Source organism: Pseudarthrobacter sp. J1763 (assembly GCF_050490295.1).
Lineage (GTDB): Bacteria > Actinomycetota > Actinomycetes > Actinomycetales > Micrococcaceae > JBNPEO01.
On record NZ_JBNPEN010000001.1, the window covers coordinates 400838 to 423671 of the forward strand.

25 protein-coding genes are annotated in these 22834 nt (G+C 57.4%); 20 read left to right on the forward strand and 5 right to left on the reverse strand.

The genetic code is table 11. The features are described from left to right. Nucleotides 1-19: 19 nt before the first annotated feature. A complete protein-coding gene (gene nucS, locus ACQQCD_RS01895) occupies nt 20-715 on the reverse strand; it encodes an endonuclease NucS (RefSeq protein ID WP_430266692.1) in 696 nt (231 codons plus the stop codon). Between the two features lie 42 nt (nt 716-757). On the opposite strand from nucS, the gene ACQQCD_RS01900 reads away from it, so the two are divergent. Next, complete coding sequence (locus ACQQCD_RS01900) at nt 758-1084, forward strand: ATP/GTP-binding protein (RefSeq protein WP_430266693.1); 327 nt, start codon at nt 758-760, stop codon at nt 1082-1084. A 36-nt stretch (nt 1085-1120) separates the two neighbouring features. Beyond that, the gene (locus tag ACQQCD_RS01905; RefSeq protein ID WP_430266694.1) at nt 1121-1927 is read left to right on the forward strand and encodes an alpha/beta hydrolase; all 807 of its coding nucleotides are present in this window, start codon (nt 1121-1123) and stop codon (nt 1925-1927) included. Nucleotides 1928-1941: 14 nt separating this feature from the next. On the opposite strand, the gene ACQQCD_RS01910 is transcribed toward ACQQCD_RS01905, so the two are convergent. Next, nucleotides 1942-3294, reverse strand: a complete 1353-nt coding sequence (locus ACQQCD_RS01910; RefSeq protein ID WP_430266695.1) for an AI-2E family transporter — start codon at nt 3292-3294, stop codon at nt 1942-1944. A gap of 160 nt (nt 3295-3454) precedes the next feature. Between ACQQCD_RS01910 and ACQQCD_RS01915 the strand changes: the two genes are divergently transcribed. From ACQQCD_RS01915 to ACQQCD_RS01945, 7 genes are all read left to right on the forward strand, one after another. After that, on the forward strand, nt 3455-5146 hold the full coding sequence (locus tag ACQQCD_RS01915) for a hypothetical protein (protein WP_430266696.1): 1692 nt from the start codon (nt 3455-3457) through the stop codon (nt 5144-5146). 24 nt (nt 5147-5170) lie between these two features. Next, nucleotides 5171-6190 carry a co-chaperone YbbN gene (locus tag ACQQCD_RS01920; RefSeq protein WP_430266697.1) on the forward strand — a complete coding sequence of 340 codons (1020 nt, stop codon included), beginning with the start codon at nt 5171-5173 and terminating at the stop codon, nt 6188-6190. Nucleotides 6191-6303: 113 nt separating this feature from the next. Next, entirely contained in the window at nt 6304-7086 is a 783-nt protein-coding gene (locus tag ACQQCD_RS01925) for an ABC transporter ATP-binding protein (protein WP_430266698.1), read from the forward strand. Next, complete coding sequence (locus ACQQCD_RS01930) at nt 7068-8639, forward strand: transporter (protein ID WP_430266699.1); 1572 nt, start codon at nt 7068-7070, stop codon at nt 8637-8639. Before ACQQCD_RS01925 ends, ACQQCD_RS01930 begins: the two co-directional genes overlap by 19 nt. 91 nt (nt 8640-8730) lie before the next feature. After that, nucleotides 8731-9513 carry a glucosamine-6-phosphate deaminase gene (gene nagB / locus ACQQCD_RS01935; protein ID WP_430266700.1) on the forward strand — a complete coding sequence of 261 codons (783 nt, stop codon included), beginning with the start codon at nt 8731-8733 and terminating at the stop codon, nt 9511-9513. Between the two features lie 33 nt (nt 9514-9546). Next, nucleotides 9547-9864, forward strand: a complete 318-nt coding sequence (locus tag ACQQCD_RS01940; RefSeq protein WP_430266701.1) for a DUF3039 domain-containing protein — start codon at nt 9547-9549, stop codon at nt 9862-9864. A gap of 76 nt (nt 9865-9940) precedes the next feature. Next, a complete protein-coding gene (locus tag ACQQCD_RS01945) occupies nt 9941-11710 on the forward strand; it encodes a DEAD/DEAH box helicase (protein WP_430266702.1) in 1770 nt (589 codons plus the stop codon). A 6-nt stretch (nt 11711-11716) separates the two neighbouring features. Here the strand turns inward: ACQQCD_RS01945 and ACQQCD_RS01950 are convergent, their stop codons facing one another. Next, complete coding sequence (locus ACQQCD_RS01950) at nt 11717-13045, reverse strand: nicotinate phosphoribosyltransferase (RefSeq protein WP_430266703.1); 1329 nt, start codon at nt 13043-13045, stop codon at nt 11717-11719. Nucleotides 13046-13083: 38 nt separating this feature from the next. Between ACQQCD_RS01950 and clpS the strand changes: the two genes are divergently transcribed. From clpS to rdgB, 6 genes are read left to right on the forward strand one after another with little or no spacing between them, the layout of a single operon-like run. Beyond that, entirely contained in the window at nt 13084-13449 is a 366-nt protein-coding gene (gene clpS / locus ACQQCD_RS01955) for an ATP-dependent Clp protease adapter ClpS (RefSeq protein ID WP_430266704.1), read from the forward strand. Beyond that, entirely contained in the window at nt 13442-14029 is a 588-nt protein-coding gene (locus ACQQCD_RS01960) for a DUF2017 domain-containing protein (RefSeq protein WP_430266705.1), read from the forward strand. Before clpS ends, ACQQCD_RS01960 begins: the two co-directional genes overlap by 8 nt. Continuing rightward, complete coding sequence (murI, locus tag ACQQCD_RS01965) at nt 14026-14988, forward strand: glutamate racemase (protein WP_430266706.1); 963 nt, start codon at nt 14026-14028, stop codon at nt 14986-14988. The genes ACQQCD_RS01960 and murI overlap by 4 nt, the downstream gene beginning before the upstream one ends. Next, entirely contained in the window at nt 14985-15779 is a 795-nt protein-coding gene (locus tag ACQQCD_RS01970; protein ID WP_430266707.1) for an MBL fold metallo-hydrolase, read from the forward strand. The genes murI and ACQQCD_RS01970 overlap by 4 nt, the downstream gene beginning before the upstream one ends. Before the next feature lie 43 nt (nt 15780-15822). Then, a complete protein-coding gene (gene rph, locus ACQQCD_RS01975) occupies nt 15823-16575 on the forward strand; it encodes a ribonuclease PH (RefSeq protein ID WP_430266708.1) in 753 nt (250 codons plus the stop codon). After that, a complete protein-coding gene (gene rdgB / locus ACQQCD_RS01980; RefSeq protein ID WP_430266709.1) occupies nt 16575-17216 on the forward strand; it encodes an RdgB/HAM1 family non-canonical purine NTP pyrophosphatase in 642 nt (213 codons plus the stop codon). Before rph ends, rdgB begins: the two co-directional genes overlap by 1 nt. Nucleotides 17217-17374: 158 nt before the next feature. On the opposite strand, the gene ACQQCD_RS01985 is transcribed toward rdgB, so the two are convergent. Further along, nucleotides 17375-18106: a VTT domain-containing protein gene (locus ACQQCD_RS01985; RefSeq protein ID WP_430266710.1), complete on the reverse strand. Its 732-nt coding sequence runs from the start codon at nt 18104-18106 to the stop codon at nt 17375-17377. Nucleotides 18107-18202: 96 nt separating this feature from the next. Here ACQQCD_RS01985 and ACQQCD_RS01990 point away from each other — a divergent pair, with 96 nt between their 5' ends. Both ACQQCD_RS01990 and ACQQCD_RS01995 read left to right on the forward strand, forming a co-directional pair. After that, a complete protein-coding gene (locus ACQQCD_RS01990; protein ID WP_430266711.1) occupies nt 18203-19234 on the forward strand; it encodes an exonuclease domain-containing protein in 1032 nt (343 codons plus the stop codon). A gap of 114 nt (nt 19235-19348) precedes the next feature. Continuing rightward, complete coding sequence (locus ACQQCD_RS01995; RefSeq protein WP_430266712.1) at nt 19349-19873, forward strand: DUF4395 domain-containing protein; 525 nt, start codon at nt 19349-19351, stop codon at nt 19871-19873. Here ACQQCD_RS01995 and ACQQCD_RS02000 read toward each other — a convergent pair. Then, nucleotides 19854-20912 (reverse strand): ADP-ribosylglycohydrolase family protein, encoded by a 1059-nt coding sequence (locus ACQQCD_RS02000; RefSeq protein WP_430266713.1) that lies wholly within the window; start codon nt 20910-20912, stop codon nt 19854-19856. The two genes, ACQQCD_RS01995 and ACQQCD_RS02000, sit on opposite strands and share 20 nt — an antisense overlap. Before the next feature lie 31 nt (nt 20913-20943). Between ACQQCD_RS02000 and ACQQCD_RS02005 the strand changes: the two genes are divergently transcribed. The 3 genes from ACQQCD_RS02005 to ACQQCD_RS02015 all read left to right on the forward strand — a co-directional run bounded on the left by ACQQCD_RS02005 (nt 20944) and on the right by ACQQCD_RS02015 (nt 22766). Next, nucleotides 20944-21300 (forward strand): YidH family protein, encoded by a 357-nt coding sequence (locus ACQQCD_RS02005; protein WP_430266714.1) that lies wholly within the window; start codon nt 20944-20946, stop codon nt 21298-21300. An 11-nt stretch (nt 21301-21311) separates the two neighbouring features. Then, complete coding sequence (locus tag ACQQCD_RS02010; protein WP_430266715.1) at nt 21312-21674, forward strand: DUF202 domain-containing protein; 363 nt, start codon at nt 21312-21314, stop codon at nt 21672-21674. Nucleotides 21675-21800: 126 nt separating this feature from the next. Beyond that, nucleotides 21801-22766, forward strand: coding sequence for an aquaporin (locus tag ACQQCD_RS02015; RefSeq protein WP_430266716.1), 966 nt, complete (start codon nt 21801-21803; stop codon nt 22764-22766). The last annotated feature ends 68 nt before the right edge of the window (nt 22767-22834 follow it).

The following is a 22834-nucleotide window of genomic DNA, read 5'->3' on the forward strand; positions in this document are numbered from 1 at the left end:
GGCGTGGACTCCAAGAGCCTTAGAACAGGCGCAATTCGCTGTCATCGACGCCGCGCATGGCGTCATAGTCCAGCGTCACACAGTCAATTCCACGGTCGTTCGCAAGAACCTTGGCTTGTGGTTTGATCTGTTGAGCCGCGAAGATTCCGCGCACAGGGGCCAATAAGGGATCTCGGTTAAGGAGTTCCAGGTATCGCGTGAGCTGTTCAACGCCGTCGATGTCCCCCCGACGTTTGAGTTCAATGGCCACCGTGGCACCGGAGGAGTCCCGGGCCAAAATGTCCACTGGGCCAATGGCTGTGTAATACTCCCGGCGAATGAGACTATAGCCACTGCCTAGTGTCTCAATCTGTTCGGCAAGCAATCGCTGCAAGTCTGCCTCAACCCCGTCCTTGATCAGCCCGGGGTCGGTCCCAAGATCGTGAGCGGAATCATGCATCACTTCATAGATATTGATGATGAGCCGGTCGTCGGTTTTAGCGGATTGAACGCTCCATTGCTCGCCAACACCTTCTTCGAGCTCAATCTCGCTGGCGGTGGCCACCCGCATCATGGCGGGCGGGCTCATCCAGTTCAAGGGTTTGTAAGAACCTCCGTCGGAGTGCACCAAAACTGAGCCATCGGCCTTGATCATCAAGAGCCTGGTAGCCAAGGGGAGGTGGGCCTTGAGCCGGCCAACGTAATCAACAGAGCAACGAGCAATAACTAGACGCACCTAGAGAACTTTACCTGCTGGCGGAGAGGGCAGAATAGAAACATGCCTCGTTCCAACCGTCCGCGCCGGAAATTCACCGATCCACGTGCCAAAACACCTGTGGTAGCGGAGCTGGACCTTGAACGTGCTCGCAATGGGATTGCCCGGCGCGAGCAGGCCCCCGATGGTGTGTGGATGGTACGTAGCATCACCGCACGTAACGCAGCCAAACAGTACGTTTGTCCAGGCTGTTCGCGGGCCATTATGCCGGGCATTGCGCACCTTGTGGTGTGGCAGGATGATCATCTTTTTGGCGAGGAAACCGGAATAGCCGAACGCCGCCACTGGCATCCAAAGTGTTGGACGGGACGTAGCTATTGGCGGCGCTAGAGCCACGATATAGGCAGAATCCTCTAGGCTAGGCGCATGAGTTTTGATCCGGCTAATCCCGACACACTTGAGTTTGCAAACTACGCCACGGAACAACAAATTCGTGCCTCCACCGTTCTCCCAGCAACCCGGGAGAACGTCGAGTTCCGCACCGAAGACGGCAAACTTTTAGTCGGCGAACTTGCTTTGCCTGCCTCGGGGCCAATCACCGCAACGCTCATCACACTGCACCCACTGCCAACTCACGGCGGGTTCATGGACTCCCATGTCTACCGCAAAGCTTCCTACCGGCTCCCGGCTCTCGCTGGCGTCGCGGTACTGCGCTTTAACACCCGCGGAACATCCTCGCCTCGTGGAACCAGCGAAGGTGAGTTCGACGGCGGTACAACAGAGCGTCTCGACGTTGAAGCGGCGGTGCGATTCGCCGTCGAACGTTCACTGCCCAACCGATGGTTGGTGGGTTGGTCCTTCGGAACTGAGCTAGCGCTCAAATATGGTGCGATCGAGCCGGTGGCTAGCGAGATCGAAGGAGCCATTTTGCTATCTCCGCCGCTGCACCGTGCAGGAGATGAAGACCTAGCCCGGTGGGCGCAGAGCGGTAAGCCCCTCACCGTTCTGGTGCCTGAGCACGACGATTACCTCCAACCCAAGGAGGCCGCACAACGCTTTTCGCTGGTGCCTCAAGCGCGCCTGGTTCCAGTGGCTGGTGCCAAACACTTGTGGGTGGGAGAGAAGTACGCGGCGCGGGTGTTGAACGAGATCGTGGACGACGTTACAGCAGCTGGTGCAGGCCAAGAGGGCCTGCCCACAACGTGGACAGGCCCTCTTGCAATCGTCGGTTAGCGGCGGATTAGCACCTAGTGCTGATCTTGGCGCTTGATAAAAACTTCTTTCATCAGCAGCATCACGGCAGCTGCCGTGGGAATGGCGATCAAAGCGCCCAAAATGCCGAGTAGAGTTCCGCCAGCAATCACGGAAATTACGGCCACGGCGCCGGGTACAGCAACTGCTCGCTGCATAATTCGAGGTGATATGAAGTATGCCTCGAACTGTAGGTAGGCGAAGTAGCAGATCGCGTAGATCACAGCGGTTTGCCAGCCAACGGTGAGCGATATCAAGATCACAACCACCGCTGCAATCATTCCGCCCACTAGAGGGATAAAGGCCAGGAGAACCACCACAAAGGCGAGCAACACGCTAAAGGGAACGTGCAAAATGGTCATCACAATAAAAGCGAAAGTTCCATTGAGTAATGCCACGCACGCCTGACCAATCACGTAGTTGCCTACGGAACGGGTGATCTCTTCGGAAAGTGCCTCCACGCGGGGGCGGCGCGAACGCGGAGCCAAGCGGTAGGCCCAACGCTTCATGGCCGGCATGGCGGCGAGGAAATACAGGCTCAAAACCAAAACAATCAAGGCCCCGAACAAGCCATTGGCTACGGTGGATCCAAAACCCAAAACCCCACCGAAGATGCCACCGATGGTGTTTGAATCCTTTGTGAATTTGCCGAGCTCCTCGGTGATACGGTCTTTGATGCCAAATTGCTCATTAAGGTTCCGGTAGAAGTCCGAGTTCAAGAAATCCTGCACCCAGATGGGGCCTTGTTGGACAATCTGGGTGACTTGGTCAACGATCGTTGGGATCAGGCTGGCAAAGAATGCGCCCACCCCGGCAACGAGAATAAACAGCACAATGGCAATGCCAGCCGGGCGGGGGATCTTGTGGGATTCAAACCAGCGAACCACCGGATCCAACCCCAGAGCAATAAAGAGTGCTGCAACAATCCACAGGATCAGCTGCGTATTCTGGCTCGCGATGCCGTAGAGGAACAGTGCTATGCCCACGCCTACGGTGCCCATAAAACCAAAATAGAGCGGGTGCTGGGATGAAATTCGTGGGCCGGGTGAACCAAAGTTTCCGGCGCCGGATGACTCGGTCTGAAGCTCTAGGTCCTCGGATTCTTCGGACTCAGGCGGCATCTCGAAACGGATTCGAGGCTGTGCTCCAGGGATTGGGCGGCGCAGTGCAGTAAGGACTCGATTCACTAACGAACGTGGTCCTGCTGTGCGCGCATTTGATACCGGCACTGTGTCGCTGTGCGCAGGCTCATTGGAGGTGTTATCCGGGGGAGGAGTCACGGCTTTTGGGTGCCTTTGCTTGTCTGGGTTCTTGTGGTTCGCGTGTCCGAGGGCACGAGTGATGATCATCGCAAAGACTACCAGCCACCCTTGCCAACACTGGGAAGTACAGGGGTACTTGGCCAGCGAATAGCCCCTGATCTCGGTGCGATGGTGGGGCTCGACCTGACTCTTCGGTAACAAAACGGTTACTATTAGAGGGAACTTTCCGCCGATGATAGGTATATTTGTGCGTTTGAAATCTGCGCTGGCCCTCGTATTGCTCGGGCTGTTGACGCTGTTGCTGGGAATTGGCCAGAAGACATTCTGGGCACCGTCGAGCACCATTACTGCGTCCGCTTCCGCTGACGTTCAGGATGCTCCGCTGACCGTTGTAAAACAAGCTCTACGGACCTCGGCGGGTTCAACCGTGGAGATCAAGGTCAAAGGCGATGGCAATTTCTTGCTCGCTACGGCCCGGCCCGACGACGTTGACGCTTGGGTGGGCAAAACTGCCCACAACACTGTCGAATCGATCTCAGAAGACAAAAAGTCGCTCAATATTACCCACAGCGACGGCGACGCGAAGTCTCCGAATCCGGCAGGTGCAGACCTGTGGGCAAGCAGCGAATCGGCCAGTGGCGAGCTGACCTACAACTGGACGGTCCCGGGCGATGGGGACTGGGACCTTCTGATTGCTAGTGACGGCACCAAGCCCGCACCTAAGGACATCTCCTTCACGGTTGCCAACGACACGTCTACACCTTGGGCCATTCCACTGATAGTTCTCGGTGGGATTTTGGTCCTGGCAGGTATCGCCTTGGTTGTGCTCAACAAGAATTCCAACGGCAAGCGTGGAACAACTGCTGGCGGCAGTAAGCCGGTTACAGACGCGGCTCCCGCTAAGGGAGCTGGCTCGGCCAACGGAACTGGCACTCTGGCTTTGATCGCTATTTTTGGTCTATCAGGCGCAGCAGCTTTGGGTGGAGCCTCTGCTGCTTCCGCAGACACCGCAACGCCAGCGCCTTCGGCTTCCTCTACGGCGGTTGCGCAGGACAGCGCTCCTGATTCGCCGGTAGTTCTCGACACGCAGCTCAAGCGCATCCTTGATCAGACGGTCAACGCAGTAGGAACTGCTGACGCGGCCAAGGACGCTAAGAAGCTCACTGGGCGAGTTGCTGGAACAGCTTTGACGGTTCGCACTCAGAACTACAAAATTCGTGCCCAGTCTGGAAACTACACAGCTGTGGCTCCGGTGACGTCGAGTAAGCTACTGACCACCGTCATTGGTACTTCCCGTGCATGGCCGCGCCAGATTATGGCCGTCACGCAGGGCAGCGGCAACCCGGTACCCCAGTTGCTGACCCTGACTCAAGCTGGACCGCGCGAGAACTACAAGCTCGTTTCGGCCTCCTACCTACTGCCTGGCAATACCTTCCCCAATGCGGACCCTAAGGGCGCGGCGGTACTCAAGGCAGACAGCAAGGACAAACTCCAGCAGGATGCCAACTCTGCCCTTAATACCTTGGGCGATAAATTGAGCAATAACGTTGGTGCCTCAAAGGCCAAGTTCCCGGAGAACGCCTACTTCTCTGACACCGCGGCCTACCAAAAGGATCTTCTGTCCAAGAGCCCCGATGCCGTTACTCAATTTGCGCATGTAGCGGTGCCAGCTGATACCAAGGTCTTCCGTACTGAAGATGGCGGTGCGTTGGTGATTGGTCACTTGAAGTACACCGTGCTGCAGAAGCCCAAGTCGGCAGGCGATAAGCTCTTGCTCGACGGCGGCGCTTCGGTTCTCGCTGGCGGTAAGGAAACTACCAAGAGCTTGCGCATTACCTACGACGAGTCAGTGGCGGTTTATGTTCCGAGCTCGGATTCAAAAGACACTATGAAGTTGATCGCCGCTACCCGCGGCCTGGTTGGCGCAACCTTCGAGTAAGCACACGGCAGATAGAGTAGATCCATGAGTTTGCCTCCATCCCGCCCGTCCGTCCCGGGGGCTTCTGAGCCCATTAGTCTTCGTGGGGCGGTGGACTTGTCCCCGTTGAAAAACCCGCGTCCTGGTGCTGCGGGCACTGGCGCTACGTCGAGTGCCGGCTCCGCGCCGGGTGCTGGCCAACCCGCTGGCCAAGGCGCTGCGGTAGCCGAAGGACAGCGAAGCTACCGCGTTGATATCACGGAGCAAAACTTCCAAGAGCTTGTGCAAATATCTGCACAGGTTCCGGTGGTTGTGGCGATGTGGGCTCAGTACTCTCCGGAGTCCGCTCAGGTGCTGGCCACCACTCAGGCCCAGGTGGACAGCTATAACGGTGCCCTAGTCCTTGGTGCTGCAGACATTGAAGCGTTTCCCCAGCTAGCTCAGGCATTTGCCGTAACCGCAGTTCCTTCCGTGGTGGCGCTGGTCAAGGGCCAGCCCGTCCCATTGTTCCAAGGCTCGGCTGACGCCGATCGCATCCGGACGTTCTTGGATGAACTCTTGAATGTGGCTCGTGCTAACGGTGTAACGGGCAGCCTGAACGGTGCGCTCGGTGATGATCCGGCTGCCGCGGCTGAGGTTCCGTTGCCGCCCCTGCACCAAGAGGCTTACGACGCCATTGAAGCGGGCGACTTTGCCACTGCAGAGCAGGCATATCGCAAGGCACTTGCCGAGCAGCCGGCTGACCGTGATGCCAAAGCCGGTTTAGCCCAAGTTCAGCTGATGATTCGTTTGCAGGACGTCACAGCACCTCAGGCAGAGGAACTGCGTGCAAAGGCTGCTGATGCACCAGATGACTTGGACGCTCAGTTGCTTGTTGCCGACCTCGATATTTCAGGTGGCCACGTTGAAGACGGATTCGCACGCATTGTGAGCTTTATTGGACGTAACTTCGGTGAGTCCCGCGAACCGGCTCGAGTGCGCTTGCTGGAACTCTTTGATGTTGTTGGCCCTCAGGACGAGCGTGTGGCAAAGGCGCGCCAAGCGTTGGCAAGGGTGTTGTTCTAGAGAGCTTCTGAAACGCTTTTTTGAACTTTCCCTTTGGTCCGTCCAAAAGTAAGCACCAATGTAGTCCTTTCGATTGACACGTAGTCGTTCCAGAGCTTGTTAGCGTGGAGGGCATGACTGACACGCAAGAACATCACACTCGTGTGCCTGGTTTGACTTTGCGCGGCTTGGGGAAACGCTTCGGAGAAAAAATTGCCGTTGACGCTATCAGCCTTGAAGTTCCGGCAGGCTCGTTCTACGGACTCGTTGGCCCTAATGGTGCCGGTAAAACCACCACACTGTCGATGGCGACTGGCCTCTTACGGCCAGACATTGGCCAAGCCTTTGTTTTGGGAACGGACGTTTGGCAAAAGCCATTAGAGGCGAAGCGTCTTTTGGGAGTTTTGCCGGATGGCGTCCGTCTTTTTGATCGCCTGACCGGCGAGCAGCTCGTCACCTATTCGGGCCTCTTGCGGGGTATGGAGCGGGACGTTGTGGCACAACGAACGGCCGATCTGCTGAGTGCGCTGGATCTCACGGGGGACGCCGGAACCTTAGTTGTTGACTACTCGGCCGGTATGACTAAAAAGATCGCCCTCGCCTCGGCGCTGGTTCATGCTCCGCGGGTTCTGGTGCTGGATGAACCCTTCGAATCAGTTGATCCAGTCTCTTCAGCGAACATTCGATCCATCCTCGAGGACTACGTAGCCTCAGGTGGAACCGTCATTGTTTCGAGCCACGTGATGGATTTGGTGCAACGTATGTGTGACCACGTCGCTGTCATTTCTGGTGGCCGAGTTCTTGCTGCAGGAACTGTGGATGAAGTGCGCGGTGAGCAGAGCCTAGAAGAGCGCTTTGTGGAATTGGTTGGCGGACGCACACACGGAGGGGGACTGGAATGGTTGCGAACCTCTTAAGGCTCAAGCTTCTCCTATTGCGCAACGGCTTCCGTCGAAGTCCATGGCAGCTAGTAGGAATCATCCTCGGCGGCGTGTACGGCCTCTTTGTGATGGCCCTGCTGGTAGCCGGGCTCATTGGGTTGCATCAAACTAGCGTCACCGTTGCTGGCACCGCAGTTGTTCTTGGCGGTTCTATTGCCATGCTGGCCTGGGCTATTGTTCCCGTGGTCGCCGGGGGAGTGGACATGACTCTGGACCCGGCACGATTTACAAGTTTTCCCATCCCCGTGCCCAGATTGCTGATGGGGATGACGCTCGCTGGCCTGATTGGAATTCCCGGGGTTGCCACCCTTTTAGTGTCCCTAGCCACCTTGTTTACGTGGGCACGTGGGCCACTTGTTTTTGTGGGGGCTCTAGTTGGTTCTTTGATGGCTGTTCTGAGCTGTGTGGTGCTCTCGCGGCTAGTGGCCACCGTCACCACCAATTTGTCTGCTTCGCGTAGATTCCGTGACGTTAGCCGGATTATTGCTTTTATCCCCCTGATGCTTTTGGGGCCGATCGTTGCAACGACTGCAACAGCCGCCGAAAAATCCACTGATGTTTTTATTTCCCTGGCTCAGGCTTTTGCTTGGACGCCGCTGGGTGCCGCGTGGTCCATTCCAGCTGAGCTTGCCGCTGGTCATCTGGGCTTTGCTGGGCTCAAATTTTTGATCGCGCTGGTATCACTGTTGGTCTTTGCATGGCTGTGGAAGATCAGTATGGACAGCGCTTTGGTCAACCCTCCGCACAATAGTGCTGTCAAACGCTCTGGCGGCAAGCTGGGATACTTCAACCTTTTTAGTTCGACGCCGACTGGTGCAGTTGCGGCTCGTTGCCTGAGCTATTGGTTCAGAGACCCGCGATATGGCGGTTCCCTGGTGGTGTTGCCATTGATGGCGGTGCTTTTTTACTTCGTCGGCACCCAGAATGGCAACTTTGGTCAGTTGTTGTTCTTGGGCCCACTCACAGCGTTTCTGCTGGCCTGGTCCATTTCCTCAGACGTCTCCTATGACAACACGGCCTTTGCTTTGCACGTTGCCACGGGGACTGCTGGACGGGCTGATCGCTGGGGGAGGGTTATTGCGTGCGCGGTGTTTGCAGTGCCGGTAACCCTGGTCTTTGTACTTGGTGCGTGTGCCATAACGTCTCGGTGGGATCTAGTCTGGGGACTTTTGGGGGCCTCGATCGGGGTCCTTGGAAGCGGGTTCGGCTTAGCCTCGGTGGTTTCGGCCCGGTACACCACTCCTGTACCGCACCCGGGCGAGAGTCCTTTCAAAAGACCGGCAGGCAATACTGCTCAGACCATGGCGGTTCAATTTGGTGGGATGGGTATTCTGACTGTTCTAGTGGCGCCAGAACTCGTGCTGTGTATTACGCAGCTTAGAACTGACGATTCAACCTTAGGGCTGATCAACCTTTTGGTGGGGCCGTTGCTAGGTGGGATCCTGATGATTCTTGGCGTCCGAGTGGGCGGTCGCTGGTTGGATGCGCGGGCACCTGAGTTGTTGGCCCAGCTCAGAATAAACAAGTAGGACACGTCAAAGTATTTCCAAGTCATCGGACATGGGATAACCTCGAGAGCGAGGGGATTCGATGAGCCGTGTGTAGAGAAGGTTGTTGTCCATGGAAGTTGTTATTCTGCCTAGTTCCAAACAAATAGGAATCATGGCCGCGGACGCCATAGCTGCGTTGCTGCGCAGAAAACCCAATGCTGTCTTGGGTCTTGCCACGGGCTCCTCACCGCTGCCGATCTACAACGAATTGGCCCGCCGCCACACAGAAGAGGGTCTCGACTTCTCTCAAGCGCATGGCTTTGCTCTGGACGAATACGTGGGCCTTGAAGCTGGCCACTATGAGTCCTACAAGGAAGTCATCCGCCGGGAATTTACCAATCGGGTCAACATCGCACCGGAGAATGTGCACGGGCCAGACGGCTCCGCCCAGGACATTACGGCAGCTTGCCAAGCCTACGAGGACTCAATGATGGCCCTGGGCGGGGTGGACCTCCAGATCCTTGGTGTAGGCACTGATGGGCACATTGGCTTCAACGAGCCGGGTTCTTCTTTAGCGTCCCGCACTCGGATCAAAACGCTCATCGAGCAAACACGCCGAGACAACGCTCGGTTCTTTAACAGCATTGATGATGTCCCACACCACGTTGTGACACAGGGGCTGGGTACCATTATGGATGCCAAGCACGTGGTTCTAGTGGCTACCGGCGCGCAGAAAGCCCAGGCAGTTAGGGAGTTCGTAGAGGGCCCGGTATCTGCCATGTGTGCTGCCTCAATCCTCCAAATGCACCCGCACGTGACCATCTTGGTAGATGAGGCAGCTGCGTCCTCACTCAAGTTGGCTGACTACTACCGGCACACCTTCGACAACAAGCCGAGCTGGCAGGGCATCTAATCCTCCACCGCTTGGCGCGCTAAGATGGAACACATGACTTTGCCTCCTGATCCCTTCGAAAACGATCCGATGCGCGAACTCTCCGGTACTGGTGGTTCAACGGCCACTATCGAGCGCGAAGAGTTGCGCCAAGAGGTAGAGCCGGGGGACCGGGAGCGCTTTTCGCACTATGTACGCAAAGAGAAGATCATGGAGTCTGCCCTGAGCGGTGAGCCTGTGATCGCTTTGTGCGGCAAGGTGTGGACGCCAGGGCGGGACCCTCAGAAGTTCCCGGTATGCCCACAGTGCAAGGAAATTTATGAGGGGCTGCGCCCGGGTAAAGATGGCGGAGATTCGGGCAAGGACAAGTAGCGGTTAGACCCGCTGAAGCCGTGATGCCTTTGCCACGGCGTATGTCCGTTCAACCGAAACGATAGGTGCTTTTTTAATGACCGAGACGCTCTTCGGTGGCCCCGTACTGCCCCCCGCATACCCTGAACGAGCAGCGTGGGGCACAGCGCCCAAGCTGCGTGCATGGCAGCAAGAGGCTCTTGATAAATACGCGGCGTTGGCTCCGCGTGACTTTTTGGCAGTGGCTACTCCCGGCGCAGGTAAAACAACGTTCGCCCTTCGGGTTGCCAGCACCCTGGTCGACGCAGGCGTTGTTAACCGGATCACGATTGTTGCTCCTACGGATCACCTCAAGCGCCAGTGGGCGGACGCAGCGGCCAAAGTTGGCTTAGCGATTGACCCCAACTTCAAAAACTCAGACGGTCAGCATGGCCGGGGGTTTATTGGTGTTGCAGTGACCTATGCGCAAGTTGCTAGCAAACCGCTTTTGCATCGCGCCAAAACGGAAGCCGCCCGCACTCTGGTGATTTTGGATGAAATCCACCATGGCGGTGAGGCACTCTCTTGGGGTGACGGTCTGCGCGAGGCCTTTGACCCCGCCGTTCGTCGTTTGTCCCTGACCGGTACACCGTTCCGTTCAGACACCTCGCCCATCCCTTTTGTGGAGTATGAGCAGGACCGGGACGGTATTCGTCGATCCAAGGCCGACTACAACTACGGCTACGGCAAGGCGCTCAAAGACCATGTGGTCCGTCCGGTGATGTTTATGGCCTACTCGGGTCAAATGCGCTGGCGCACAAGTGCTGGCGAAGAAATGGCTGCGTCCCTCGGTGAAGCAGCGGTGACCAAGGACATTACATCCCAAGCGTGGCGAACGGCACTGAACCCTACCGGTGAATGGATTCCCGCAGTGCTTGCCGCAGCTGACAAGCGGCTCAGCGAGGTCCGCCGAACGGTGCCCGACGCCGGCGGATTGGTCATTGCCACTGACCACGAGGATGCTCGCGCCTATGCTGGTCAGCTCAAACGGATCACCGGCGAATCGCCCACCGTTATTCTTTCTGATGACGCAAAGGCCTCAAACAAGATCGAAGCGTTTGCCGAAGGTGAACAGCGCTGGATGGTTGCTGTACGCATGGTCTCCGAAGGTGTGGACGTTCCCCGCCTCGCCGTTGGTGTTTACGCTACTTCTACGTCAACGCCTTTGTTCTTTGCCCAGGCTGTGGGCCGTTTTGTGCGTGCCCGTAAGCGCGGAGAAACTGCCTCCGTCTTCCTGCCCTCGGTGCCTCAATTGATGGCCCTGGCTAACTCCATGGAACTCGAGCGAGACCACGCCTTGGACCGGCCAGAGAAGGAAGATTCTGACGGGCTCTTTAACCCTGAAGAGAATCTGATGGAGGAAGCCAACAAGGAAGAAAAGGCTTCTGACTCGCTCACTAAGGGCAAATTCGAGGCACTCGATTCCCAAGCGTCCTTTGACCGTGTTTTGTATGACGGTGGCGAATTCGGTACTGGTGGCGACATCGGCTCTGAGGATGAACAAGACTTCTTAGGCATTCCGGGCTTATTGGACGCGGAGCAAGTGGGCCTATTGCTACGTCAACGTCAGCAACAGCAACAGAGCCGTAAAAAGGCAGCAGCCCCAGCCGCCGCACCCGGTATTCCGGATCACCGAATGTTGATGGACCTGCGCAATGACTTAGCCAAAAACGTTTCTGCTTGGTCAGCGCGCACCGGGACGCCACACGGTGTTATTCATAACAAGCTGCGGGAAGTGTGCGGCGGCCCGGCGGTGGCGCAAGCCAATGAACAGCAATTGCAAGCTCGAATAGCTCGCTTGCAAGGCTGGTTCATCGGCCGCAAATAGCCTGTATTACTCGGTTTCGAAGACAGTAGGAATAGCGGGCTCGCCACGTTGAAGGCGGTTGACCACCACGGGCAGTTCAGCCATTGTCGCTTCGTAGCGTTGCTGGGCGCGGGTGACACCTTCGTTGCCCGTCCAGCCAGGCAATAGCTCACCATCTTTCATAAATTGCACCAATAGCTCACGGTCGTTGCCATCGTCGGCCGGGTGGTGGCCAATGCCCACCACCTCTGCCGTGGCCACGCCACGTTCGTTCAGTTGACGCAGCGCGTATTTGCGACCACCCACACTGGTTTTATTTTTGGCAGCTTTGGCAACTGAGACGAACTCTCCCGTCTCATCCGTACGGCTGACGAGTTTGTAGACCATGCTGGCCGTCGGTGCGCCGGAACCGGTTACCAGCGAAGTTCCCACACCGTAGGTATCGACCGGGGCTGACTGCAAAGCCGCAATGGCGTACTCGTCTAGATCAGAGGTCACCACAATTTGTGTATTGACGTTGCCCAAGTCATCCAGCAAACGACGCACCCATTGGGCTTGAGTCACCAAGTCGCCAGAGTCCAAGCGCACAGCACCTAACTCAGGTCCGGCCAAGTCAACGGCCGTGCGGACGGCGGCCTCGACGTCGTACGTGTCAACGAGCAGCGAGGTTTCCTTGCCCATGGAATCAAGCTGGGCGGCAAACGCTTCACGCTCGGTGTTGTGCAAGAGCGTAAATGAGTGGGCCGCGGTGCCTACGGTTTTGACCCCGTAGCGAAGGCCGGCCTCGAGGTTTGAGGTGGAATCGAATCCGGCAATGATCGCGGCGCGTGCTGAGGCCACGGCTGCTTCCTCGTGGGTTCGGCGTGAGCCCATCTCAATGCAAGGACGCCCACCCGCCGCAGTGGTCATACGCGAGGCGGCAGAGGCAATCGCGGAGTCGTGGTTGAGGATCGAGAGTACATAGGTTTCCAGGATGCAGGCCTCGGCGAAGGTGGATTCTACCATCAAAATGGGGGAATTCGGGAAGTACGCTTCACCCTCTGGGTAGCCCCATATATCGCCGCTGAACTTGTAGGACGCTAAATATTCCAGCGTCTCCGCGTTGACTACCTTGGTGTCTCGCAAGAAGTTTAGCTCAACGTCGGTAAAACGGAAGTTGGCAATTCCCTCGAGTAGACGCCCGGTTCCGGCCACAATCCCGTACCGACGCCCGTCAGGCAATCGACGCGCAAATGCTTCAAAAACGGACTTCCGGTGCGCCGCGCCAGAGTGCAGCGAAGCCTGAAGCATCGTCAATTCGTAGTGGTCGGTGTACAAGGAGGCGCGTGGGTGGTCCCAGCCGGCTGATGTGCTCACGAAATTTACTCTAATGTCCACAACCGTAGAATGGACAGATGAGCACTCGCCACCGCGCCGCCGTTTTGTTGCCTCGTGCGGCAGTGACGGTCAAACCAAGGACCGAAGAACACCGCCAGACCGAGGAGCTTGCAGCCACCGACACCCCGTGGAATCTGGTTATTTGGGATGATCCGGTCAACCTGATGAGCTACGTGAGTTACGTTTTTCAAAGCTATTTTGGATTTTCCGAGTCCAAGGCCAATAAATTGATGCTTGAAGTCCACCGCAAAGGACGCGCGATTGTGGCGCACGGTGCCAAAGAACAAGTTGAGCGTCACGTGGTAGCCATGCATGGTTTTGGTTTGTGGGCCACTGTTGAACAGGCTGGCGGTTCACAGGGAAATGGGGGACAGCGTGGCTAAAGCTTTTATTTCTGGCCTTAAAGGAATCACGGGTCAGCTCGAAACCAACGAACGGGATCTCCTCCGGAACCTTTTTGCTGACGTCATTTCGCTGCTAGAACCCGCCACAGCTGAGTCTGAAGACCCACTGACAGCCATGTTGGGTTTGGACATGGACGTTTCAGTTCCCACGGACAGCGCGCTAAAGCGCTTGCTTCCGGACGCCATTAAGGACGACGCCGACTCCGCACTTGAGTTTCGCCAGTTGACTGAACGGTCCATCCGGTCCACAAAAACCGGGGCGCTACGCGCCGCCGCACTAGTGCTGGATCGTCAAGAACTAGTTCTCAGCGATGACGATGCACGGTACTTCTCCTCGGCCCTCAACGACGTGCGTTTAGTGCTGGCCGAACGACTGAACATCAAGGATGCAGCCGACGCTGAGGCAATTCACTTGGTTCAAGACTGGCCCAAGGCAGAAGATGTTGAGGCCTATTTAGCCCTGGTTTATAACTTCGTCACGTGGCTCCAAGAATCTCTGCTTCAGGCACTGCTTGAGGGTCTTGGGGCGCGAAGACGCACCACGGGTAGGAACGCATGAGCCAGCTCAACAACCCGGTTAGCGGCGCAACTGACGCAGCTGAGCGGCCCATCGGGATCTTCGACTCCGGAGTGGGAGGACTAACTGTTGCCCGCTCGGTGATTGACCAGCTCCCCAGCGAAGCAATTCTTTACGTGGGGGACACGGCTAACGGACCGTACGGCCCGCTACCGATTGCTGAAGTGCGCGCCAACGCACTGGGGGTGATGGACGAGCTAGTTGATTCCGGGGTGAAGCTTCTGACGATTGCCTGCAATTCGGCTTCAGCGGCTGTGCTCCGGGATGCCCGTGAGCGGTACACGGCCCGGTATGGCATCCCCGTCATTGAGGTCATTCAGCCAGCAGTGCGGCGCGCCGTGGCAGCAACCCGCAACGGCAGAGTAGGTGTGATTGGTACCTCTGCCACGGTGGGCTCGCGCGCCTATGAAGACACGTTTGCTGCAGCCCCAGAGCTGAGCATTACTTCAGCCGCCTGCCCGGAATTCGTTTCATTTGTTGAAGCTGGAATCACCACCGGTCCAGAACTTTTGGCGGTGGCCCAGGAATACTTAGCGCCACTCAAAGCTGCCCAGGTGGACACAGTGGTTCTAGGGTGCACGCACTACCCGCTACTAACTGGTGTAATTTCTTACGTTATGGGGGAAGACGTCACTCTGGTCTCAAGCGCGGAGGAAACCGCTAAAGACGTTTACCGTGCCTTGGTGAGCCACGACTTGCAACGGACTTCACCGGAGCCCCCGCAACACAGCTTTATTGCCACAGGAGATGCTGCATCCTTTGAACGGTTGGCTCGGCGCTTCCTAGGGCCGGAAGTTCTCAGCGTTCAACACGTAGATCATGTGGCCGCGTATTACCCCACTGGTAGCCTTGCTCGGATCACCCCGGAAATGATCGTCGCAGCGCGGGAAGCCGTTTCCGCACCACGCATCTCACACTTTGTGAAGCGGGACTCCAAATGAAACTCACCATTGTGGGCTGCACGGGGAGTTTCCCCGGCCCTGGTTCGCCGGCGTCGTGCTATTTGTTAACCGCCGAAGACGGCGAGCGACGCTGGAAGATTGTGATGGACTTAGGGTCCGGTGCACTGGGCGCCATCCAGCGTTACACCGATCTTGAAGATATCGACGCGATTTTCTTGACCCACTTACACCCAGACCACTGCATGGACTTGTGTGGTCTCCACGTTGCCGTCCGCTGGAAGCCCGGAGGATGGGACCGCGGCCGGATCCCCGTATGGGGGCCAGCAGCTACGGCTGACCGGATGGCCACGGCCTACGGTTTGGATTTAGACCCGGGTATGCATGAAGAGTTCGACTTCTCCAACTGGGCCGAGCGGGAATCAGTAACAGTAGGTCCGTTTACCGTAACCCCCTACGCGGTCAATCATCCCGTTGAAGAGGCCTATGCTCTCCGTGTGGAATGCACCGAGCTAGGTACTGACGGGCCCGTGACTAAAGTGCTCTGCTATTCCGGGGACACTGATTCATGCCAAGGCCTAGAAGATGCGGCAGTGAATTCAGACATGTTTTTGTGCGAAGCAGCTTTTGAAGAAGGCCGGGATGACAGCATCAAGGACGTGCATCTCACCGGAAAACGCGCCGGTGAGGCAGCACGCCGTGCCGGAGCAAAAAGGCTGCTCCTGACCCATATACCGGTGTGGACTTCCACCACCACCGTGGCTGCGGAGGCTCGCGAAGCATTGGGCGCGGAGGTGGCCGTAGCCGTGGCTGGCGTCCACTACGAGCTCTAAGCCGGTACTCCTTCTCGGCGGTGGGCCGGATAAGCTGGGGATCATGACTTCCCAAGAAACATCTGCTGCAATTGTCCGCGCCGATGGCCGCGCACCTGATCAACTGCGTCCCATCACCATCACCCGCGGCTGGTCCAAGCAGGCCGAAGGTTCAGCGCTCATCGAATTCGGTAATACCCGTGTTTTGTGCACCGCTTCCCTCACTCCCGGTGTGCCGCGCTGGCTCAAGGGCGAAGGTACGGGGTGGGTCACTGCCGAATACGCCATGCTTCCGCGTGCCACGAATACCCGTAACTCCCGCGAATCAGTCAAGGGAAAAATCGGTGGCCGCACCCACGAAATCTCACGACTGATTGGCCGCTCCTTGCGCTCCATCATCGACACCAAAGCTTTAGGCGAAAACACCATTGTTTTGGACTGTGATGTTCTTCAGGCCGACGGCGGAACGCGCACAGCCGCGATCACCGGCGCCTACGTGGCGCTCGCCGACGCGATCGCTTACGCGAAGGAAAACAAGCTCATTAGCAAAAACGCCCAACCACTGATTGACACAGTTTCTGCGATCTCTGTGGGCATCATTGACGGTGTTCCAATGTTGGACTTGCCCTATGTTGAAGACGTCCGAGCCGAGACAGACATGAACGTTGTAGTCACCGGTTCCGGAAAATTTGTGGAAGTTCAGGGCACCGCCGAGGGCGCGCCTTTTGACCGCGATGAACTCAATAGCTTGCTAGACCTCGCGCTGATTGGCACCACCGAGCTCAGCAGCATTCAGCGAGAGACTCTGGGCGTCTGATGACGGGTCCCAAACTGGTGCTAGCCACCCACAATGAGGGAAAACTCAAAGAGCTGCGTGAGCTCCTGCGCGGACAGATTCCCGGTCTGGACGTAGACACGCAAGTAGTGGACGCTCGCTCCGCTGGTGCTGCCGACGTTGTTGAAACTGGTGTGACGTTCGCGGAGAACTCGCTGCTGAAGGCAACAGCCGTGGCGCAAGCAACTGGCCTGGTGGCCATCGCTGATGATTCTGGGCTCGCCGTCGACGTCTTAGGAGGTGCGCCTGGAATCTTCTCAGCACGCTGGTCCGGCAAACACGGTGACGATACAGCGAACCTCAACCTGCTTTTGGCACAGCTCAACGATGTGCCAGACGAGCACCGCGGCGCAGCTTTTGTTTGTGCAGCGGCGCTCGCAGTTCCGGAGAGCTATTCGGTAGAAGTTTTCGCGGGGCGTCAAGAAGTTGAATACGGCCAGCTTGAAGGAACGTTGCTGCGCGAGCCTCGCGGCGAAGGCGGATTTGGTTATGACCCTATTCTTCAGCCGAAGGGACAGGGCCGAAGCTGCGCAGAGCTTACTAGCGAGGAGAAAAATGCCATCAGTCACCGCGGTCAGGCCTTCCGCGCGCTCTTGCCGCGCATCATTGAGGTCCTGAGTTAGCTTGGGGCTCTGAGCTAGCGATCGCCCCGCTGTTGATCAGCATGAGGCAAAAAATGGCGCTCGCCCTGAATTTACTTCAAGGGCGAGCGCCATTTTTTGTACCCAACTGACGAGCATATGTGGTTGTTTTCAGCCCTCAGGGCAGTCACACGTGCAATCTACTTAGGCTCAACTTCTGTGGCGGGGGAGTCCGTTCGGGTGGCCTTGCGCTTGGCCAGGAAACCACGGATAACTTCGATCAAAATCGGCAACACCGAGACCAGCACAATAACGATAAAAATCAGATCCAAGTTGTCCTTGACCCACGGGACACGATCGCCCAGCAGGTAGCCGAGAAGAGTAACGCCGCCGCCCCACAAGACGGCGCCGATGACGTTGAACACAAAGAACTTGCGAGCATCCATTCGGGCCACACCAACAATGACCGGAACAAAAGTGCGAATGATCGGAACAAAGCGAGCCAGAATTAGGGCCTTGCCGCCGTGCTTTTCAAAAAAGGCGTGTGCGCTGTCAACGTTTTCGCGCTTGAATAGCTTGGAGTTAGGCCGGTTAAAGATGGCCGGTCCTGCTTTGCGCCCAATGAAGTATCCACACTGATTGCCGATGATGGCAGCCACAATCACCAGAGCCGCCAAAGCAAAAATGTTGAACTTGATGGTTCCCGTGGCCACCAGCAGCCCGGCTGTGAAAAGCATCGAGTCACCCGGCAGGAAGAATCCCACTAAGAGGCCAGTCTCGGCAAAAATGATGCCGCAAACCAACAGCACTACCCATGGTGCCAACGCAGGATCGGCCAGGAAGTGTTGAGGGTCAAGCCACGGAGGCAGGAACGAAGCCATCTTGGGCTGAATGGGGCCGCCGCCGAACATAGCAACAGCAAGGTCAGTCATTACTGGAAGTTTCACCGTCTCAGAATACGGGACGAGTCTGGCAAATCACTGCGTCGACAGGCGCCCCTGCCCGGGCTGGGGCGGTAGAGTTTTACGGTGGCTTTGGACTTTACGGCGATTGACTTCGAAACAGCGAACGGATTCCGAGGATCGCCATGTTCGGTGGGCCTGAGTAAAGTTCGCGACGGGAAAGTTGTTGACGAAGCCTACTGGTTGATTAGACCACCTGAAGGGCACGATCACTTTGAGCCGCGAAACATTGAAATCCATGGCATCTACCCTGAAGACGTTGCCCAAGCGCCGAGATTTGGCGAAGTGTTTAACGAAGTCAGCGACTTTATTGGCGGAGACATTCTTGCCGCTCATAACGCGGCCTTTGACCTGGGGGTTATCCGGTCTGGGCTAGAAGTCTCTGGGCTTCCTGGGCCGGCCTTTGACTATGTGTGCACGGTGATCCTGTCCCGCCGTTGCTATTCGCTAGTGTCAAACTCGCTCCCGTTTGCGGCTCGCGAAGCTGGTGTTCCCTTGCTCAATCACCACGACGCCTTGGAAGATGCCCGGGCTTGCGCCGGAATTCTGATCGACATTGCCGGACGCCACCAAGCCAGCAGCGTCCCAGCTCTCTTTTCCACCTTGGGAATGCAACAGCCTCGTCAAGAAGCCTTCGATCCGGCCGTTGATGAGTTGTCCAAGCCCAGCCGGTCTGCACTCGAGGAAAGACTCTCCAGAAGTTTGACCCCCGAGACTGTCTCTGGATACGGGGCAGGCGTAAGGCAAGGCTATTGGCCAGTAGAAGGCCCCAACCCAGCACCGAATCTCAATGCAGACCCCGCGCATCCACTGTTTGGCCAAAGAATCGTGTTCACCGGCAACCTTGGCTTGCCGCGCCCGGAAGCCAAACGTCGCGCTGCACAACTAGGCGCTGCCCCAGATAGCAGGGTGACCAAAAGCACTAACGTGTTGGTGGTGGGGGATGGTTTTGTTGCGGCAGACTTGCGCTCTGGCAGAGTCACGGGCAAAGCACGCAGAGTCTTGGAACTTCATGATCAAGGGCAGCACATTGAAGTAGTCTCCGAAGGCGAATTCCTTCAGATGCTTGGCGGTGAGTGGCCAGCTAACGGCGCCTAAGCGCCAATGCGGCTAGCACGCTGTTGCAGGTTGAAGTCGTAGGACTTACCCTGCCGCGTTCATGTGAAGCAACAATCCTCGTAGTATTGGCCTCCGCGGCCGTAGCGTTGTCCTATGACTGAGTTCAGCACCATCACCGCCGCACCGGCAACCACGGGTTTGAAGCACTTTTTCCGTTTCCCCAACCCGGTCAACGAATACGCAGCGCGCGTCACGGCCGGCATTGTGGTGGTTCTGGCGGTTCTAACTCTGGTCACCGGTTGGGGGCCTGGACTGGCCATTATCGCCGTCGGGTTTTGGCTTCGTTTAGCATTTGGTCCCCGAATTTCACCAGCCGGTCTGCTCTCCACCAAAGTCATCACACCGTGGTTGGGTAAAACTCGTCTAGTTGCCGGGCCGCCCAAGCGCTTTGCTCAAGGCATTGGCGCGGTCTTGTCCACCGCTGCCGCCGTGCTCTGGTTCTCAGGCGCCACCACAGCAGCGTGGATCCTCGTTGGCCTGCTGATTATTGCAGCGTCTCTAGAATCCTTCGCGGGCTTTTGCCTCGGCTGCACCATTTTCGGTTTCCTTCAGCGGCGCGGTTTGATCCCGGAGGACGTGTGCGAGGCGTGCAACAACATCACACTTCGCCGCTCGTAACAGCCACCAAAGAATCGGCCATGTGGGTGATGGTCTCAGGGGATTCCAACACTTCAAGCCACTGAGCCGGGATTGCGTCCATGCCATATTGGGCGCCAAGAATGTTGCCTGCAATAGAGCCGGTTGAGTCGCTATCTCCGCGGTGATTAATCGCCAAGGCGATGGCTGCCCGGAAGTGTTCTTCCGGCGTCGTAGTTGACGCTTCTGTGGCCAGCACCGCATAAAGTGCGACGGCGAGGGCCTCCTCGGCCACCCAGCCTTCACCGAGCGTATCCACCAGTTCCTCGGGGCTTAGTAACGTTCCGGTGCTGGCACGTTCAGACGCCGCTAAGGCGGCATTAATCCGGCTGAGCACTTCCGGTGCGGGATTCCGTCCGTTGAGGTGAAGCAGAGCGGACTCGAGGGCGGGACGAATCTGTTCGCCGCTGCACACACCGTGAATCAGGACGCTGAATATGCCCGCAGAGTGGGCCGCAGCCGAGTGTCCATGGGTGAGGTAGGAGGCATCGTAAGCGAGCTTAAACGCCGCCTCGGCGCTGATGTGGGGGACCAGACCAAACGGTGCCGAGCGCATCACGGTACCGCAGCCTTTGGAACCAGGATTTACCGGCCGGGCCTGAGTTCCCATCTCGCCGGTAGCCAAGCCGCTCAAGCAGGCGTTGCCCGGTGCACGGCGGTGTTGGAGAACTTCTTGAGCATCAATCCAACGCGGCTGAGGACGCGGCGCGGATGCTGGCAACGCGACATCCTGAGTTGCGAGCCAGCGCAAGTAGGCGAGCCATAAGCAAGCGTTTTCATTGGCGGCAACGCCTTCATTGGCCCATTCAAGTGCCTCCACCAAACCGTCCACCGTGTAGAGGGTCATTTGGGTGTCATCAGAGAAGTGGGTGCGGGAATCGAGCTGGGAGAAGTCCTGCAAACCGTCCGGCCCAAACCGCTGGCGAATAGTTTCAATTCCATCAAATTCAATGACATAGCCCAAGGAGTCTCCGAGGGCGCCGCCCAGAAGGCAGCCGTGGATCCGCGACGCAATACTCATAGAAGTAAATTTACCCGGCTAAAGTGGTGGCATGCGTGAACCCGCCTGGCGCCGAACTGGAACAACCCCTGACTACCGATTTTCTTTAGCCAACGAGCGAACCTTTTTGGCGTGGTTGCGCACTTCTTTGGCATTGTTGGCTGGCTCCGTGGCCATTGACCAACTAGCGCCAAACATTGCACCGCCGCTTGTCCGGCTTCTGTTGTGTGTGGTTTTGGCAGGAATTGGCGCCACCCTTGCGGTGATCTCTTACCGGCGCTGGGCCCAGACCGAATCGGCTTTGAGAAGGGGAGAGGCACTGCCGTTCTCCTGGATTCTTTTGGTGATGACGGTGATTGTGGCGCTCGCGGCACTAACGTTCGCCATTCTGATCATTCTGCGAAAGTAAGCGAGTCACTTTTGTCCACGGATGCTGACACAACCTTGCGGGATTCTGGCCTGCAACCTGAACGTACGGCGCTTTCGTGGCGCCGAACTCTTTTGGCCATGCTGGTGATTGACGTGTTGCTGTGGCGCAGTTGGTTTGTTCATCGCGGCCCAGAGCTGGCAGGCGTGGCAAGTGCCGGCGTCGTAGATTTACGGGCTCTGGCTGCAGCGGTAGCGGCACTAGCAACGGTATTGGTAGCGGCGATCACTTGGCACCGCTCTATAGCCCTTGGCAAACCTCTTCAGGCTCCGCCTGCGCTCTTGCTCGCAGCTATTGTTGGGGCTGTGGCACTAACCGCGCTGGCCGCTGCGGCCGCTATTGTGTGGGGTAACTGAGCCGGACACAGGCGGAACACAGCTTTCTTTGAGAGACTTCTTGGTGATTGCGCCTCGTGGCTTCTCCTTATGCGCGGAAGTTCCTCGTGGCGCACGCCCCTGTAACAACAGCAAAGGACAGTACCATTGACGACCTCTAGTACCACTGTGCCGGTTGACGGCCCAGAGACCACGATCGCCACAACAGGCCTGGTGGGACGTTTGTCCGCCGAAGCCTTTGGCACTTTCCTTATTGTTCTCGCCGGACTCGGCGCCGTGTTGTTCGTTCACCCCAACTATCAACCAATGCAGGGACCGGTAGCTACAGGTCTGGCAGTGACTGTCGCGATGCTCGCCGTTGGGCACCTGTCCGGTGGGCACTTCAACCCGGCGATCTCTCTCGGTAGCGCAATCGCTGGCCGTACCGCATGGAAAGACGCAGGACTTTACGCGGTAGCTCAGCTGCTTGGTGGACTTTTGGGACTGCTCAGCTTGCTCGGTGTGGTTCAGACCATTTCCGGTGCGAACATTCCCACCGTTCTTTCTACTTTGGCGTCCGGGTTCGATGACCACTCTCTCTACAAGGTGCCGCTAGCTGGTGTGCTCTTGCTTGAGGTTATTGGCGCCGCAATTCTGGTGGGGCTCTTTTTGGCTGCCCGTAATTCGCGTGCGAACAGCTGGTTGGCAACCTCTGTGGCGGTTGGCCTGGGCACTGCAGTTTTGGCCCAGACCGCTCAAGCGATCTCCAACAGCACTTTCAACCCTGTTCGTGCCACGGCTGTTGCCCTCTTCTCCGAAAGCTGGGCAATAGGTCAGTTGTGGCTCTTCTGGGTAGCTCCGCTCCTGGGTGCCGCAATCGCCGGATTGATTGTGCGTGGCTTTGCCGCAGCGGCACCGGCAAGTGCTGCCGGTACGACGGCGATTATCGCCTCGGGTGACGAGGACGCAGACAGCGATTTTGATGACTCAGAAGAACTCTCCGATGTAGCTGATGAATCCAACGAGACAAGCGCTGCTGGCACCGCTGAGGTCCCGGCTGGGGCATCAGTGCAGGACAAGGTTGTGGATGAGGATGCTCGGAACTTCTTTGATGCACCTCCGGCTCCCCGCTAAGGACTACTTTTTTACACCTTGAGGCTCTTGAGCAGCACTTCGAATGCTGTGTCCTCGCACGCTAGCGG